This window comes from Bartonella sp. AP280QHHD, from assembly GCF_042196125.1.
GTDB lineage: Bacteria > Pseudomonadota > Alphaproteobacteria > Rhizobiales > Rhizobiaceae > Bartonella.
In genome coordinates this window covers 1-16986 of the sequence record NZ_JBHIPQ010000036.1, presented here as the reverse complement: position 1 = coordinate 16986, position 16986 = coordinate 1, and the positions used below count along the sequence as shown (strand labels likewise).

11 protein-coding genes and 1 pseudogene are annotated in these 16986 nt (G+C 37.8%); 6 read left to right on the top strand and 6 right to left on the bottom strand.

Annotated features, from left to right (window positions below; genetic code table 11):
* The first annotated feature begins 78 nt into the window (after positions 1-78).
* The 5 genes from ACFIMK_RS04800 to ACFIMK_RS04780 all read left to right on the top strand — a co-directional run bounded on the left by ACFIMK_RS04800 (position 79) and on the right by ACFIMK_RS04780 (position 6629).
* Positions 79-1947 carry a BID domain-containing T4SS effector gene (locus ACFIMK_RS04800; RefSeq protein ID WP_375683070.1) on the top strand — a complete coding sequence of 623 codons (1869 nt, stop codon included), beginning with the start codon at positions 79-81 and terminating at the stop codon, positions 1945-1947.
* Positions 1948-2734: 787 nt separating this feature from the next.
* Positions 2735-4306 carry a murein biosynthesis integral membrane protein MurJ gene (gene murJ / locus ACFIMK_RS04795; RefSeq protein WP_273790944.1) on the top strand — a complete coding sequence of 524 codons (1572 nt, stop codon included), beginning with the start codon at positions 2735-2737 and terminating at the stop codon, positions 4304-4306.
* 60 nt (positions 4307-4366) lie between these two features.
* Positions 4367-5437: a tryptophan--tRNA ligase gene (gene trpS, locus ACFIMK_RS04790; protein WP_375613581.1), complete on the top strand. Its 1071-nt coding sequence runs from the start codon at positions 4367-4369 to the stop codon at positions 5435-5437.
* 62 nt (positions 5438-5499) lie between these two features.
* Positions 5500-5991: a universal stress protein gene (locus ACFIMK_RS04785; protein WP_375612177.1), complete on the top strand. Its 492-nt coding sequence runs from the start codon at positions 5500-5502 to the stop codon at positions 5989-5991.
* 59 nt (positions 5992-6050) lie between these two features.
* Positions 6051-6629 (top strand): NifU family protein, encoded by a 579-nt coding sequence (locus ACFIMK_RS04780; RefSeq protein WP_273723704.1) that lies wholly within the window; start codon positions 6051-6053, stop codon positions 6627-6629.
* Between the two features lie 448 nt (positions 6630-7077).
* On the opposite strand, the pseudogene ACFIMK_RS04775 reads toward ACFIMK_RS04780, so the two are convergent.
* The 3 genes and pseudogenes from ACFIMK_RS04775 to ACFIMK_RS04765 form a co-directional block, all read right to left on the bottom strand.
* Positions 7078-7158 (bottom strand): annotated as a pseudogene (locus ACFIMK_RS04775) (DUF4102 domain-containing protein); the annotation flags it as partial.
* Between the two features lie 875 nt (positions 7159-8033).
* Complete coding sequence (locus tag ACFIMK_RS04770; RefSeq protein WP_273790940.1) at positions 8034-8369, bottom strand: zinc ribbon domain-containing protein YjdM; 336 nt, start codon at positions 8367-8369, stop codon at positions 8034-8036.
* A gap of 1084 nt (positions 8370-9453) precedes the next feature.
* Entirely contained in the window at positions 9454-11082 is a 1629-nt protein-coding gene (locus tag ACFIMK_RS04765; protein ID WP_375613582.1) for an alpha-D-glucose phosphate-specific phosphoglucomutase, read from the bottom strand.
* Positions 11083-11299: 217 nt separating this feature from the next.
* Between ACFIMK_RS04765 and ACFIMK_RS04760 the strand changes: the two genes are divergently transcribed.
* A complete protein-coding gene (locus ACFIMK_RS04760; protein ID WP_375613588.1) occupies positions 11300-11824 on the top strand; it encodes a peroxiredoxin in 525 nt (174 codons plus the stop codon).
* A gap of 882 nt (positions 11825-12706) precedes the next feature.
* On the opposite strand, the gene ACFIMK_RS04755 is transcribed toward ACFIMK_RS04760, so the two are convergent.
* The 3 genes from ACFIMK_RS04755 to pyrF form a co-directional block, all read right to left on the bottom strand.
* On the bottom strand, positions 12707-13240 hold the full coding sequence (locus ACFIMK_RS04755; RefSeq protein WP_375613583.1) for a replication protein: 534 nt from the start codon (positions 13238-13240) through the stop codon (positions 12707-12709).
* 588 nt (positions 13241-13828) lie between these two features.
* Positions 13829-15313: a histidine--tRNA ligase gene (hisS, locus tag ACFIMK_RS04750; RefSeq protein WP_375683071.1), complete on the bottom strand. Its 1485-nt coding sequence runs from the start codon at positions 15311-15313 to the stop codon at positions 13829-13831.
* A gap of 349 nt (positions 15314-15662) precedes the next feature.
* Complete coding sequence (gene pyrF, locus ACFIMK_RS04745; RefSeq protein WP_375683072.1) at positions 15663-16508, bottom strand: orotidine-5'-phosphate decarboxylase; 846 nt, start codon at positions 16506-16508, stop codon at positions 15663-15665.
* Positions 16509-16986 lie beyond the last annotated feature (478 nt).

Genomic DNA, 16986 nt, shown 5'->3' with positions numbered 1-16986 from the left:
TATGAAAATAACATAAGGCAAAAAATGTAAACAAAGAAGATTTCAAAAAATAATGTTACCATTTGAAAGGAAATATGCATGAAAGAAAACACAGAACATTGTGCCTCCTCTACACAGGAAGAATTGCAAGAACAACACTCTGTAATTAATGCAGCCATTTCAAAGCAAATCAATGAAGAAGCGCAAAATTTTTTCTACCCCAATAGCAAAGTGCTTAAAAATAAATACCGCATCAAACATAAAGAAATATTAAAAGAATGCTGTTCTAATGATGTAAAAAAAGAAATGATAAAACTGCATCAAGAACCTCTACCAGAGCAGTTTAATGCCTCTTATCTAAAATACCTTCATCAACGCCTCTTTTCCCGTACATTTGAATGGACCGGACAAACACGCGAAAAGCCTTTTACATTTGAAGATGGCTCTGTTGCTTCTATGCCCATTTTGAAAAGAAAAGAATTTACAAAACCTTTTGCGATTGGCAGAAAAATACAGGAGGGACTAGAAAAGTTAGATAAAACGCTTGCTGAAAAGAATAATTTACAAGGCTTAACGCACGAAGAATTCGTTGAACAAGCAGCTGGTATAATGATAGATTTGCACCACTTGCATCCTTTCAGAGAGGGCAATAGGCGCACAAAGAGACTGTTTGTTGAAAAACTCTCTCAAGCAGCAGGACATGAGCTAGACTTTTCTCTTGTGAGCAAAAAACGTAAAGACTTTGTCCGCGCCGCTGCCATGGAACATGGTAACCCAGAGCCTATGAAGCATCTGCTTGAGGATATCTCAAATCCAGAAAAATTGCTCCTCTTACGAGAATTCACCAACTCTATGAGAGAGCTTGGATTGGATGAAAAAAATTATTATCTCGCTGTCGTTGCAAAAGAAGGAGAAACCTATCATGGTACCTATAGAGGCAGTGGACCCAATGGCTTCATGCTTGATGCCAACGGCATTTTCATCTTGGGAAATAAAAAAGATCTCACCCCAGAGCAAATACAGACATTAAAAATCGGTGACGCCCTCTCCTTTACAGCACCAAAAATTCAAAACCAGCAAGAAGTGCTTATCCCCGCACAAACAATAGCCCCCCTTACCAACAATGAAATTGCCACAAGGATAAAAAACAACGTTTCCATTCAAGCAAGAAGAAAAGAAATAGAAACTTTGTGCCAAATCATTTATGGCAATCGTCATATTTTGCGGGAAAGAATTGAGATGATCCATGAAAATCATACTGAAGGAGAACAACTCACCTATCAAATTGCCACCTCTCCCCAATCTATTTCTAAGCTTTCTGGTAGCAATGTATTTGGCATAAAAAACAACGCGCGCGCCCATGCTGAAGCAAATACTTTGCCCCTCTGTAGAGCCATTGATCGTTATATCAATATTTCTAAACAAACAGAAAGAGACATTCTCCATACCCATCATGTAAAACAAAGGCGGTGTGAACAGTCGGTAGAAATCCCTAAGGCTTGGATGAAAAATCTCCTTTCCTTGTCAAAAGCACAACAGCAAGAAACGTTATCAAACTCTCCTGAATTAAGGGGGGAGATAAGGGCTTATATCAAAAAAATCAATGAGCGCTTATCTTCAAACGAGCATGAAGCTATAAAAGAAAATAATCCTGAAAGACTTGCGAAGAGTCTTGGCACATCAACCATTAAAGCAAAAGAGATTATGGAAATAATCAAGCAGATAAAAGAGATAGAACAGCATATACAACCCATGTATTTTTATAACCATAAATTCGATGAGCGCTTCGCACCAAACCAGTATCAATCTATAAAGAAAAACAATGAAAAAAAATGTTCCAACACGCCTGATAAAGAAGCAATTAAAGTGCAAAAAATGACAGAAAACGTCAATCAGAGTCCCAAAAGACAAGAAAATATTCAACCTCACAAAACGGCGCACGCAAAAGCAACGGCAATGAATGTCTAAAAGGTTCATAAACTTTAACTTTTTCGCCCCCTCTGGTAAAAATGATAGCCTTTATCCCCTTGCCTTCATCGGCAAATCAATCGCACCTCAACGAGAATGGAAACCATGAGAGAGCAACTTTATCTTATTTTCTCAGATTTTATCCTCATCAACTGTGAAAAGAAACCTGAACAAGAAAAATGCTGTTGAAAGATCATGTCTTCCTATCCTCTTGTTTATGTAATCTCTAAAATGGGAAGGCAGCCACATTTGGGGAGAACATAAAGCCGTAAAAGTGAAAAGTAATCACCAGCTTTACCATCACCTTTTAGCTTAGCCTTACGACTTTTTAAAACATCTAAAGCGCTGTTTTTTTTAATAATGAATAAATAATGGAAATTACGTATTGCTCCACGCTTTTATTTTATTTGCATTCTTTTAATAGGGTCACACCCCTCACATAAAACAGAACGGCATTGGGTTGCACTATTCACGACATCACACCATAAAGAGAAATTATCATTATATATCCCTACATGTCTCTTCAAACTGTTATGATATCACTCGCATATTTCAGTTTGAAAAAGAAATTTTAATTATTTTATGGCAACAATAAAAATTTTAATACAACAGTAAACAAGGAGCATAAAAAAGTCTTCAAGCACCATTGTTGACAGAAAGATAAACACCGTCGTAAAACGCTTTCAAAAAGTATCCTTGATTAGGATAGAGATCAGATTTTTACGATTTAAAACGCTTTATTTCTCCTGTCATCGCTTCTCTTTTACAACAAAGCTGATATATCTTTATGACATTGATTAAAAAAATTGCAACAGTTGCTTCCGGAACCCTCATGAGCCGTATTTTTGGCTTCGTACGCGAAATGCTTATGGCAGCAGCCCTAGGGACAGGTCCTGTTTCTGATGCCTTTAACGCTGCTTTTCGTTTTCCCAACACATTTCGTCGTTTTTTTGCTGAAGGTGCCTTTAACGCTGCTTTCATTCCTCTTTTTGCAAAAAAAATCACTGAAGAAGGTCACGAAACGGCATGCAAATTTGCAGAAGAAGTCTTTGGCGTTCTCTTTTCGCTGCTCTTACTGTTAACGATTGCGATGGAACTGAGTATGCCTTTTTTGGTACGAACCATTATTGCCCCAGGTTTTACCGAAGATGCAACAAAATTTAACGCTACAATTCACTTTACTGCAATCATGTTTCCCTATTTAACCTGCATGTCGCTTGCTGCCATGATGGGGGGCATGCTTAATGCTCTGCGACGCTATTTTATTGCCGCCATTGCCCCACTCTTTTTAAACATTATTCTGATTGGTGTGCTTGCCTATGCTTGGATCTATAAACTTGACGCTTGGCATATCGGCTTAAATCTCTCTTGGGGTGTATTGGCAGCAGGGCTTCTTCAACTCACCTTAATTGCCCTTGCTTTGCGTCAAAGTGGAATGAAAATTTCCTTCCGCCAGCCCCATTTAAGTCCTAATGTTCGTAAGCTATTAACTTTAGCATTCCCCGCAGCCATCACAGGTGGCATCACGCAAATTAATTTGCTTATTAATACCAACATTGCTTCTAGTCAATCGGGTGCTGTCTCTTCTTTGATGTATGCTGATCGTCTTTATCAATTGCCTTTAGGCGTAATTGCCATTGCCGTTGCAACCGTTCTTTTACCAGAGTTAACACGCGCTTTGCGGAGCAAAAAGCATAAAGAAACCCACCATTTACAAAATCGCTCTATTGAATTAACATTGTTGTTAACACTTCCAGCATCCATTGCTTTTTTGCTGCTCTCCACTCCCATTGTCAGTTTGCTCTTTGAGCGAGGACAATTTACCAGTCAATCAACACACCATGTTGCACAATTACTAGAACTTTATGGATTAGGACTTCCAGCTTTTGTTCTTATTAAGGTCTTTATTCCTAATTTTTTTGCCCATGAAGATACCAAAACACCGATGATTTTTACAGGTATTTGCGTTTTCATCAATATCAGTCTCGCCTTAACATTATTTCCTATTCTATCTGCACGAGGCATTGTTATTGCTGAAATTACCTCTGGATGGGCCAACACCCTTTTGCTGTGGAGTGTCCTTATCAAACGCGGTTATTGGAAATACGACTTCCAACTGATAAAACGAATATTATGTCTCATGATGGCAACTCTTTTGAGTGCACTAGCCCTCTATTACGGATTGAATGTGTTTGGTTTTTTGTCTTTTCCTTTATCCTCACAAGCATCATTTTTCTTGCGCGCGATCACCTTAGCTGGGATCATGATTGGCATATTTTTGATCTATTTTAGTGCCTATTTTTTATTCAACACCCGTTCCTTTTTTCACACGCTTAAAAATTTGAAAAAACGCTCATAATATCTATACTTTGTCAAAAACAATAAAATGAATAACCTTAATTGAAGAAAGAGCACTCCTATGGATACCTTCACACCACTTGTCTTTTCCGGCGTACAACCGAGTGGTCATTTACATCTTGGCAATTATCTTGGAGCCATTCAGCGTTGGGTTGAACTGCAAAACTCTCATCACTGCCTCTATTGTGTTGTGGATATGCATGCGCTCACAGTCAACCCAGATCCCTTTACTTTACGCGAATCCACCAGAACAGTGACAGCAGCTTTTTTAGCCGCCGGTATTGATCCTCAAAAACACATTATTTTTAACCAATCACGTGTTTTTCAACATGCTGAACTCGCCTGGATTTTTAATTGTGTTGCCCGTATCGGCTGGCTTCAACGCATGACACAATTTAAAGATAAAGCGGGAAAAGATCGCGAAAAAGCATCCATCGGGCTTTTTGCCTATCCCACTTTGATGGCTGCTGATATTTTAGTCTATCGTGCAACGCATGTTCCAGTAGGCGAAGATCAAAAACAGCATGTTGAACTCACACGCGATATTGCACAAAAATTTAACAACGACTATGCACAGCGTATTGCCGAATTAAATTTTGGCATCTCTATGCAAACAGATGAAGAAAAAAGACAAGGCTTTTTTCCTCTTCCAGAAGCACTGATTGGAACAACAGCCACACGCGTTATGTCTTTGCGCGATGGGACGAAAAAAATGTCAAAATCAGATCCTTCAGATTTTTCACGCATTAATTTGACCGATGACGCTGATCTTATCGCAAAAAAAATACGCAAAGCCAAAACGGATTCGGCTCCACTTCCCGATACCCTTGCCGCTTTAAAAGAACGACCAGAAGTAGATAACCTGCTTGGTATTTATGCCGCCTTTGCCAAAGTTAGCAAAGAAAAGATTCTTTTAGAATTTTCTGGTCAACAATTTTCGCATTTTAAAACAGCTCTAGCCGACCTTGTTGTCCATAAGCTTGCCCCTATAACAGAAGAATTACGTCGCCTTCATCAAGAAAATGATTATATCGACTCTGTTTTGCATGATGGCGCTAAACGTGCTAGTATGCTCGCAGAAGAAAATATGAAAAAAATTCGTGAAATTATTGGATTTTTGCACGATACATAAAAATAATAAAACTAAAAACTGTAGAGAGCAAAAAAATCGTTTGTACAAAATAGAGAAAGTGCATGATTTCCAAACCCCAAAATCCGAAAAAAGAACCAAAGAAAAAAAACTTAGTTATTATCGATGAAACACCAGAGTGTCGGCGTGCCGTTGCGTTTGCCGCACAGCATGCCCAAAATACCAGTAGAACATTGGTATTACTTTGTGTCGTTGATAGTGTAGAATTTCAACATTTTCTGGGTGTAAACAACGTTATGCGTACAGAATCAAAGCAAAGTGCTCATAAAATATTAGGAGACATTGCCAGTGAAGTCCGCACCACCCATGCGCTTGAAACAGAAATAGTAGTGCGTGAAGGAAAAAAAATTGATGAGATTTCTAAACTGATCGACGAAGATAAAAGGATTGCACTGATTGTTTTAGCAGCCAGTGGACATACAGAAGGACCAGGACCCCTTGTTCAATTAATCGGGAATAAAGGAACAGCTTTTTCAATCCCTGTCATTGTTATTCCTAGCAATCTTGCCGATGAAGATATTAGATCTATTGCCTAAAAAATATAATATTCTACAATGTAAGATCTTCCCAAGCCTTCATTATAAAAGGAGAATCTATGTTTATTCAAACTGAAACCACCCCAAATCCTGCAACTCTTAAATTCTTGCCAGGACGCGTGGTTCTTTCTGAGGGCGTATTAGAATTTCGTGACCCTGAAGAAGCAGCTAAAAACTCACCTTTGGCGGCTAAACTGTTTAATATTCCCAATATCAATGGTGTCTTTTTAGGCTATGATTTTATCACCGTAAGCAAAAAAGAAGGGGAATGGCAACATCTCAAGCCCGTCATTTTAGGCACAATCATGGAACATTTTCTATCCAATGAGCCAGTGATCACTACCAACGCTACAACACAAGCACAAACCCATGCCCTTAACGAAGAATTTTATGACGAAAAAGATGCTGATATTGTCTTAACCATTAAAGAGCTGCTTGAAACGCGTATCCGCCCAGCGGTTGCCAATGATGGTGGAGATATTACTTTTCGTGGATTTGAAAATGGTATTGTTTATCTCAATATGCGCGGCTCCTGCGCTGGATGTCCCTCTTCAACGGCAACCCTCAAACATGGTATTGAAAATCTTTTACGCCATTTTATCCCTGAAGTTTTAGGCGTTGAAGCCATGCCACAATAAATATTGACCTCAATAGGTAAAATAACCACACCGATTGCCCCTCTTCAACAGCGCTCAAACATGGAATGTAAAGATCTTACGTCATTTTATTCCTGAAATTCTCGAAGTAAGCCATGCAGCCATAAAAATAGAGTACTGTTAAAAAAATCTGTCCAATAATGATACCTTCACTCACCTTTCACCTCCACATATGCCTTAAAAAGCTTTCTGCCCTTTTAAGAGCATAAGTTGTTTCAATAAACCAATTTATACGTACACAGAAGTACAATGCATGGATGTGCACTTTAAATTTATTTTGTTTTATAATCTTGTCATGCAATTTTAACGAGGAAAACACGACCTCGTTAAAAAAAAGAAAACCCAAAAAAGAAAACATTGCAAGATAGAGTGCCCATTTGCTTCATCTTTCTCAGTGCTCCCAACGACAAATCACGCAAAATACTTCTTGTAGCAAGCCGGCACCATCATCATATCTGCCAGCCCCTAATGATGCGACAGCTCTTTCATTAAGACGATTCATAAGAGTCATTTTTACTCCTTTCTTTCCTCATTTTTACCCACACGCCAGCCCCGCTTGTGGTGTGCAAGCAAGTGATTTTAATTGATTCAACATGGAACAGATTTGAAATGAGAGAATCCCACGTTATTCGGGGTTCTAATTCAATATGAATAACGCTAATTTATTATTATAAATCAATATGTTGTTTCAGCCACTCGACAAAGATCACATTTTGCAACTTGAATGAGAATTCTGACATTTTTCTTATTTCAATTCTGTTTTTATTGCATCAATCAAAATCGTCCGCTTACACAGCACAAACTGGATAATAACAAAAACTATTTTTAATAGCTCTTATGTACACTTTTATAAGAGACTGTTGCAGTACTAAGAGCTGGAAAATGCATGGCAATAAGACCTTATCAAGATCATAGCGTCCTTTTTCCATTCTTAAAATCAAGAATTTCCTCTATCATTTTCAATCTCATTTCCATAAATATGACGCAAAAGGTGTAACTACCCATAAAAAATAAATACATTGAAGCCAGATCTATTATGGTTGTTTGAGAAATTATCTGATAAAAAAATGAGAATATTTTTTCAATTCAGCAGAAATAAGTTTGTCTACTTTACGGCGTTGTTTTTCTCATAAAACGCACACTTTTATTGTTGCTTATGAGTCAACATCCAGTCCCCTCATAACCGCATATTAAAAGAAAAGAAAGAGTCGCTATTTCTCTGCTATACATGGCTTTGCAATAAAGGAAAACATATTGCTCCTATCTGATTGGTGTAATCTATGAAACAAGAAAAGAAGCCCATTGGAGAAAAATATGCCCAATTAGAGAAGAATGTAAAAATAGAAAACCAACGAAATGCAAAAACAATTGCAAGAAGATAAATGCCTAAACTTTTTTCACAAACTCCGACTTTAAACTCATCTGACCGATCCCAGGAATTTTGCAATCGATATTATGATCCCCATCCACCAAGCGAATATTCTTTACCTTCGTCCCCCCTTTTAAAACAGATGAAGCGCCTTTTACTTTCAGATCTTTTATCACCATAACGGTATCTCCGTTTGTTAAAATCTGACCATTGGCATCATAAACAGTATTGGCAAGAACCGTATCATCGTTTTTTTGTGGCCATTCATGCGCGCATTCAGGACACACAAAATTTTCACCATCTTCATAAGTATAAAGACAATCACAACGAGGACATTTGGGATATTGGGTCATAAATTTCCCTTTTTTAGAAAAAACATTCATTATGACTGGTCATAAAGCAAGAAGTGCTTATTGTCCATTATTTTAGAAAAATGTTTCCCTTTGTTTCAATCCTCATCTGCCAACTGTATTCATGAATGCTATCATCACATACTATACACAAGTTTATAAAAATGATTGATCATTATACAACTCAAATAAGCCCCCCGCATATCATAAAATTTACTCACTGCATTCTCTCTAATAAATTAATCAAAATCATTTTCTTATACATCACCAATGCAATTAACGAATGGATAACAAAACAATTAGAAAAGGAACATCTCTGAATAAAACGTTCTCAGAGAGCTAAAAACTATTGCAGCATTGAGAAACAAGAAAATGATGTCCCCAACTTAACCTTTTATTTAAGTAAAGATAACAGTCATAATGTTAGAGAACAGACTGATTTATGATCATAGTTAATGGTTTTGTATATTGAATGAGAGCCGATAAATAAGCTGAGATTCTCTCAACCCCTTTTACATTGAAACAACCAAAGCCTTTTGTTTGCATGTTACAAGTAGGAAAATCCGTGTAAAACGATTATCCAAAATACTAAATACTCTCAAATATAAGAGCCAACATTGAAAGCGGGCAAAGTGAATAATGGTGCCGTCTTACTCTCTCATAAGCGTAAAAATGGTGCTGCTCAATGGATGGATGGCCGGTTATCCCTTTCAAAGCAACACGCATAAGATGCGTTTTTAGTGTCTTGAGAGAGAAGATTCTTTAAAACAAACATATGAAATGTGCAACAATGATCGTATTTTGTTTTGTATGAGAAACATTCCCCTATTAAACAAAAATTGCTATCAAGCCATTGAGCAAACCCATTGGACATAAATGATCCGATTATGCTCGATTATAATTTCCTACAGCATTTAGTTTTAAGAATCCCGCAGTTTTAGGAATCCGATTGATATGGAAAGGTGGAAAAAACAAGTCTCGCCTAAAAATAGAGTTAAGCTCTCCCTTATGCACATAAAATCACACCCCTAAAATCACATCCATGTGATCAATCATCATACCTTTACAAAAAAACATTCCAATGATCTTAGGTGATAATATCAGGACGATCTCGCCCCAATGCTTGTTGTATGTTTAACAGTTTTAGTGCTACCTGTTGCAAAGGTTGGAGAACTTCTTGCGGATTAAAATTGTGTTTGCGCGGATCACTTTCATACTGTTCAAAATAAAGTCGTAAAGTAGCACCTAGCGTCCCTGTTCCCGACAAACGAACCACCAACCTTGCTCCATTCTCGAAAAAAATACGTATACCTTGCCGCGTGCTAACGCTCTGATCAACGGGATCATGATATGTAAAATCATCTGCTTTTTTGACGAAAAATCCAGAAATTTCAGTTCCTGCATGTGGTAAGTGCGCACGCAAATGCTCTAGTAATGCCAAAGCTTTATCTGCTTCGACTTCTTCATAATCATGCCGTAACGTGTAAAAACGCCCATAGGTGGACCAATGCTGTTGAACAATCTGTGCGACAGTTTTTTCTGTTACCGCTACAAGATTTAACCAAAATAGGACAGCCCATAAACCATCTTTTTCGCGGATGTGATGAGAGCCCGTTCCAAAGCTTTCTTCACCACAAAAGGTTACTTTTCCCGCATCCAAAAGGGTTCCAAAAAACTTCCATCCCGTTGGCGTTTCAAAAAAATTTAATCCGTGTTTTTCCGCAACTAGATCAGCAGCACGCCCCGTCGGCATAGAGCGCGCTATCCCCACAACACCTTTTCGATATCCTTTAATAAGGTGTGCATGTTCAGCCATAATAGCCAAAGAATCCGAAGGCGAGACAAATTGTTGACGACCAATAATGAGGTTACGGTCTCCATCACCATCAGAGGCGGCGCCAAGATCTGGTCCTTGCTCTGACATCAATAAATCATAAAGATCCTTAGCATAAACCAAATTGGGATCTGGATGACCGCCTCCAAAATCTGGCAAAGGAATACCATTAACCACCGTCCCTTCAGAAAATCCTAAGCATTTTTCAAAAATTTCATGGGCATAAGGCCCTGTTACCGCATGCATGGCATCAAACCGTAAAGTAAGACCTCGAGCAACAGCCTTGGCAATACAGTCAAAATCAAAAAGCTCCTGCATCAAAGCAACATAATCAGCGACAGGATCAATAATATCAATCCGCATGGCTCCCATAAAGATCGTACCTTGCCTATCTAAATCAATATCTGGTGCTTCAAGAATTTTATAAAAAGAAAGACGTTGCGATGTTGCAAAAATAGCATCACATAAAGAATTAGGAGCGGGTCCCCCATTGGAAATATTATATTTAATACCACAATCTCCTTCTGGACCACCAGGATTATGGCTTGCAGAAAGAATGAGTCCACCATGGGCATGAGTTTTACGAATAAGATGCGAAACAGCAGGTGTAGAAAGAATACCGCCCCTTCCCATTTTAACACAAGAGACACCATGCGCCGCTGCCATCTTCAACACAATCTGAAGGATAGTACGATTAAAAGTGCGCCCATCCCCCCCAAGAATCAACATTTTTCCTTCAAGAGGCCCAATGTTATCAAAAAGAGACTGTATAAAGTTTTCTACATAATGGGGTTGTTGAAAAACAGACACTTTTTTGCGCAAACCAGACGTTCCCGGTTTTTGCCCCTCAAAAGCCGTGGTTAAAACTGTCTTTATGGTCATATCAATACCTTTATATGATTTCCTATAATTTTAAGGTGAAGAGTATCCAAAGTCGACCATTAATTCTACTTGACGGAAGTGTGAAATATTTGCACACTCGTTAGAAGTAAGAATTTTTAAAGAAGCCCTTTTATTTAAAACGCTTTTTACCATATGTTTTTAAATACAAAGGCTGTTTTAAAACAAAATTTTCGTAAAAGAATACAGGAGCATCATGATGATGAAAAAAACAGTTCCCAATGTAACATTCCACACACGCGTACGCGATGAATCAGTGGCTGGAGACAATCCTTATCGGTGGCAAGAAGTTAACAGCGATGCTTACTTTAAAGGAAAGCGTGTTATTCTTTTTTCTCTTCCTGGAGCTTTTACCCCTACTTGCTCAACCTTTCAGCTGCCTGATTTTGAAAAGCTCTATGATGAATTTAAACAAGCGGGTATTGATGAAATTTATTGTCTTTCCGTCAATGATGCTTTTGTCATGAATGCTTGGGGAAAAGCACAAAATATCAAAAACGTGAAGTTAATTCCCGATGGCTCTGGTGAATTCACACGCAAAATGGGTATGCTGGTTGCAAAAGACAATGTTGGGTTCGGCATGCGATCATGGCGCTATGCAGCTGTTATTAATGATGGTGTGGTTGAACAATGGTTCGAAGAAGCAGGTTTTTCAGATAATTGTGCAACAGATCCTTATGAAGTTTCTTCACCACAACATGTTTTAAAAGCATTGAAAAGCTAATTCCCCCAATCGTCTATTTAAACAAAATTTTACGACACAAATTTTCTGAGGAGGAAGATTTGTGTCGTTGACTTTTTACAACATCTATTCGTGAAAACAGACCCGATAAGTTGATTGTACGCCTTCTGTGAAAAAAGATTACAGCAATAATTTTTTCAATAAATATTTTATGTTTTAACTGCTTTGAAAAAGTTTGAAAAATTGCTGATGAAAAATCTGGACCCGTTGTGGGGCTAAAAAATCAAAGAGTTAAAAGCTGTTGCACGCTATCAAAAAATGGGGATGCAATTGCCAAATGCGCAAATTCATGCAAAACTCTCTCAGAAACATCAAGGACTAACGTATTGATGAAATATGCAAGATCAATGCTAAATTTCTCATACTGAGAAAAACTTTGTATTAAACAATACTTTGATTTATAAAGATAATTTATAATTTTGCATATTGAATGAGAGGAGCCGAATATCATAAGATTGTTTTATTTTATCCCTTCTTATATTGAATCCCTTAAAACTATTTTCTTGCTCATTAGCAAGCGGGATTGGCATATGAATAAACGATTAAAAAGAGTAAAAATACCTCTCGTAAACGCGCCAAAATACAAGAGCTATGAACATCATTACTGCAAAGTTCACAAAAGTACCAAGAAAGAAAATACAGATCAAACATTTGTTTGAAGAGGTGCACAGTTCAAATTAACTTATGTCTCATAAAAAGAAGAAAATATGGCATAAAAACCGCTCTGCATAAAGAACCATTCATGGAGAATATTAAATCAAAACAGATCCCGCAAACATTCCAATTCACATACCCTAAACAGACTCATTGCTGTTCTCATAGCCATTTATTCTAAGCCTTTATTTTTCTCTAAGAGAAAAACGATTAAAGGAGTTGTTTATTCGGGTATTCTACCGTAAAGTGTGCTTCTATCTCTTCCTCTTCATCGAACTCAAAATCTTCATCACATTCAGGAAGACCAAAAATATCTGGATTGATGAAATAACAATCTTTTTTTGTCCCCTTCGCTACAATTTTATTCTTTTCTAATTCTTTGATACCTTCTTTAAAACTTTCAAAATTAAGATATTCTGGTTCTTGAATTGAAAGATCGCAAGTCAAAAATTCTTCAAGAATATCATGATCCAATGTTATCTGATCAAACCATAAATCCACATCATCCCCCTCATCTAACATTTTCCCTACCTGCCACAACATCACAAAAAATGCTTTCATACCACTAAATGATAACCCAAAAATCATACGCCGACACGACGAAGCGCCTGAAAAGGTAATTTGCGGAAGATCTTCAAATCCGAAATTTGAAGGAGGAAGTTTAAATGATTTTCCAATATTCTCAGGTCTTTCAAGAATAAAGGGATTTCGTTCATAGAGCAGAGTAAAATCATATTGGACCATTTTCATTTCTCCGTTAAAGAATTGACTTTATGAAAAATGCATATTATCAGTAAGTTACCATTATGGCAGCTTACAATTCATCCAAACATGCTCCTGTAAAAAATTGTTCGATTTAAGTCATTCCATTGTTTTTTGAAGCTTAAAAAGTCTTTTAGGATAAAACGCTCTAGTTCTTCCTCCTTTTGCAATAAGGCTAAATTTTGTAATGTCTAAGAAGAGAACATCAAAGGATTTGATACTCATAGATGAGAATTCAAAGATGAAGCCAATATGAACTTGTCAATATTTTTATAAACTTTTGGGAAAGCGTTGCGTGAAACCTTTTAATTTTCTCAGAGTTTTTGTTCGTTACAATTTTTTTGCTCATTTTAACGCATTATCATCGCATCCTCAGAAGGGCACGTTTTATAGCAAATAGTGCTTATTTATCTCTTAAAAATCTCTCTTTTATGCCGCACGCACTTCAAAACCCCGCTTTTGAACGCGTGCACCAACACGTATAAACGAGCAAAGCACAAATTTTAAAAATTGAATTTCAAATTTCCAAAATATTTCGAACAATCACTTCGATAAAGACTTTTACCATTATCATTTTTGGGCGGCTAAAATATCCTGTACTGTTTTGACCAATTGATCTTCATCAACCGTCACTTGTGCTGGTCGACTTTCACGCCATGTTTGATTATCCTTAATTTCATGAGACAAACGCGCCCCTTCAATCAAATCTTTAATCTGTATTTTTCCGCTCTCACGTTCTTGTGAGCCTTGGATAACCACACAAGGCGCTTGGCGTCGATCTGCATATTTCATCTGCGCTTTTATCCCCGATGCCCCCAAATAGAGCTCAGCACGAATTCCCGCACTACGCAACTGCATCACCATTTTTTGATAACCAGCAACCGCCTCTGGCTCTTTATCCATCATCAGCACCACAACCGGCCCTGTTGTCTCCTTCATAGGCAACTTTTCAAGATTTTGCAAAGCAGCGATCAAGCGCGAGACCCCGATTGAAAAACCTGTTGCTGGAATGTTTTCACCACGAAAGCGTGCCACCAATCCATCATAGCGCCCACCACCACCAACGGAGCCAAAAACAACTTTCTGCCCATCATCATTGAAAACATCAAACAGCAACGTAGCCTCAAAGACAGGACCTGTATAATAATCCAGTCCACGCACCACCGATGGATCAATCTTGATACGATTCTGAAAGCCATTTGCGGCAAAAATTGCTTGCATTTCCTCAAGCTCACGAATTCCCTCACGCCCTTGAACATGATCACCAACCACTTCTTTAAGAGCCTCAAGCGTTTCTTCTGCTGTTTCAGCTCCAACAGCAGTTAAGGTAAGAATACACTCAATCTCTTTTTCCTTAAGCTCCGCCCCTTTTGTAAAGTCACCACTTTCATCCAAACGCCCTTTTCCCAAAAGCAAACGCACCCCTTCAGAACCAAATTTATCCAGTTTATCAATTGCTCTTAAGACAGTTAAGCGCTTTTCAGCCTGCTCATTTCCCCCCAAACCAATTTTCTCTAAAACGCAATCGAGAATTTTTCGGTTATTCAGACGAATGGCATATTCATGATGCTGAAACCCTAATTTTTCCAAACTATCGGCTGCCATCATGCAAATTTCGGCATCAGCCGCTACCGTTGGTGTTCCAACAATATCCGCATCAAACTGCATAAATTGCCGAAACCGCCCTGGACCTGGTTTTTCATTGCGAAAAACAAAGCCAAGACGATAACTGCGATAAGGCTTTGGCAAAACTTCAAAATTCTCGGCAAAATAACGAGCAAGAGGCGCGGTAAGATCATAGCGCAAAGACATCCATTGCTCATCATCATCTTGTAGCGAAAAAACGCCCGCATTTGGACGATCTGAATCCGGTAAAAACTTACCCAGCACATCTGTATATTCAAAAATTGGTGTTTCCAGTGCTTCAAAACCATAAAGTTCATAAACTTCACGAATTTGCGCAATCATTGTTTCAGTTGCATACAACTGTGCACTTGTACGATCAACAAACCCACGGGGTAAACGGGCTTTGGTTTTTTCTTGTTTTGATAACATATTTTTCTCTAACAACAATATATATTCACCGATAACGTGTGTCTATCTTATAGAAACAAACGCTGCAATAACTTTATCAACTGAAAACTGGTAACAATATGCATAAGCTTTTGCTTTTAAAAGATGCAAACCTTTACCCTTAAGGCAATCTACTGAAAATATTTGTACTTTCAATAGGAACATAGCCTCCCGCTCAACATGAAATGCCCGCTTAACATTCAATGAAAAGACATCTGTGCTTGTTGAAAGAAACCTCAAAGCGACAGTTGATTCTTGATAAATCGGAAGCATCCCCCTCAAAACCCCTCCCTTTCAGAATTCTTCAGATTTATTACAGATGCAAAAATCCTCAAGACATCAGTGTGCTTTGCGCTTGTTCTGCAAAATGATTGATAACATTTTTTAAATCAACAATATTTCGTCCAGCATCTGTAATAGAGCGTGATACAGAGGGAATAACATTCTGCCAAAGTCTTTGTGGAAATTGATTTGCTAGTTGTGTCATTGTTCCACCTTGAGCGCCAATACCCGGAACGAGAAACAGACTATTTTTTAACTGCTCGATTGTGTCTTTTGATTCAGATCCTAATGTCGCTCCTATAACCGCACCTATGGGGCCAATATTATGATGAATAACCGAAGACTGACTATTATAATCACAAATACACTGTGCAAGATGAAGAGAGAGTGTCTGGTCACCAATAAGCGCATTTCGTATTTGTTTCCCCTCTGGATTAGAAGACTGAACAACCACAAAAACCCCTGCTCCAGTTTCTTCTGCAACCTTTATCAGAGGAATAAGAGCATCAAAACCCAAAAAAGGATTAACTGTCATGGCATCAGCTTTGAACGCACTGCTTGAACCAAGCCAAGCCTTACCATAGGCTTCAGCAGTAGAGCCAATATCCCCCCTTTTTGCATCCGCCAGAACCAATATGCCTTGTTCGTGTGCATTTTCAATCAGTTCTTTGAGAGCTTGAAGACCTTCCACACCATATAATTCAAAAAATGCGACTTGCGGCTTTATAATCCCTACTTTACCAACAACTGCTGTTAAGAGAATATCACAAAAATCTTTTAGACCTTTATAATCAAAGCTTAGTTTCCACGATTGCAAAACTTTATGGCTCGGATCAAAGCCAATACAAAGAGGTCCATAGATTTCACGATTTTTAAAAAAAGTTGAACGAAACATTTTATATCCTAACAAGGTCTCTCTTTAAACTTTTTGATACAATCAAAAAGAAAAGCATTTGTCAAAAGAATACAATAGCGAAAACACAAAGAAAGAGCTCTCTATACAAAATGTGCTTTTATTTATGAAACATAAATATATTCCCATTCGTAACGCTTATCATATGTTTATCGACCAAGACGTTATCATGAGATAAAAATTCAAATTTATGAAAGAATATAAACAAAAAAGCATCCATATAATGACCTCATAAAGCCCTATAGGCGTACCTTGTCGTTTTCACCCCCCTTTTTTATGATCAACAAAAACTCTCTATGAACGCGCTTTAAACAAAAGTTTCAAAAGAAAATGTCCCACCATGATGATCTCGATCTTAACTTTAGATCTTTCCTATTCCTTTTGGCGCATATCTATTCACTTTTGGAACATAATTAGCAAAAAGGCATTGTATCTCCAGCATATTCAAGGAGATAAAACA

What these genes read in the sequence shown, in the direction of transcription:
- ACFIMK_RS04800 (WP_375683070.1), top strand. Translation starts at nt 79, where the DNA reads ATGAAAGAAAACACAGAACATTGTGCCTCCTCTACACAGGAAGAATTG.
- murJ (WP_273790944.1), top strand. Translation starts at nt 2,735, where the DNA reads ATGACATTGATTAAAAAAATTGCAACAGTTGCTTCCGGAACCCTCATG.
- trpS (WP_375613581.1), top strand. Translation starts at nt 4,367, where the DNA reads ATGGATACCTTCACACCACTTGTCTTTTCCGGCGTACAACCGAGTGGT.
- ACFIMK_RS04785 (WP_375612177.1), top strand. Translation starts at nt 5,500, where the DNA reads ATGATTTCCAAACCCCAAAATCCGAAAAAAGAACCAAAGAAAAAAAAC.
- ACFIMK_RS04780 (WP_273723704.1), top strand. Translation starts at nt 6,051, where the DNA reads ATGTTTATTCAAACTGAAACCACCCCAAATCCTGCAACTCTTAAATTC.
- ACFIMK_RS04770 (WP_273790940.1), bottom strand. Translation starts at nt 8,369, where the DNA reads ATGACCCAATATCCCAAATGTCCTCGTTGTGATTGTCTTTATACTTAT.
- ACFIMK_RS04765 (WP_375613582.1), bottom strand. Translation starts at nt 11,082, where the DNA reads ATGACCATAAAGACAGTTTTAACCACGGCTTTTGAGGGGCAAAAACCG.
- ACFIMK_RS04760 (WP_375613588.1), top strand. Translation starts at nt 11,300, where the DNA reads ATGATGAAAAAAACAGTTCCCAATGTAACATTCCACACACGCGTACGC.
- ACFIMK_RS04755 (WP_375613583.1), bottom strand. Translation starts at nt 13,240, where the DNA reads ATGGTCCAATATGATTTTACTCTGCTCTATGAACGAAATCCCTTTATT.
- hisS (WP_375683071.1), bottom strand. Translation starts at nt 15,313, where the DNA reads ATGTTATCAAAACAAGAAAAAACCAAAGCCCGTTTACCCCGTGGGTTT.
- pyrF (WP_375683072.1), bottom strand. Translation starts at nt 16,508, where the DNA reads ATGTTTCGTTCAACTTTTTTTAAAAATCGTGAAATCTATGGACCTCTT.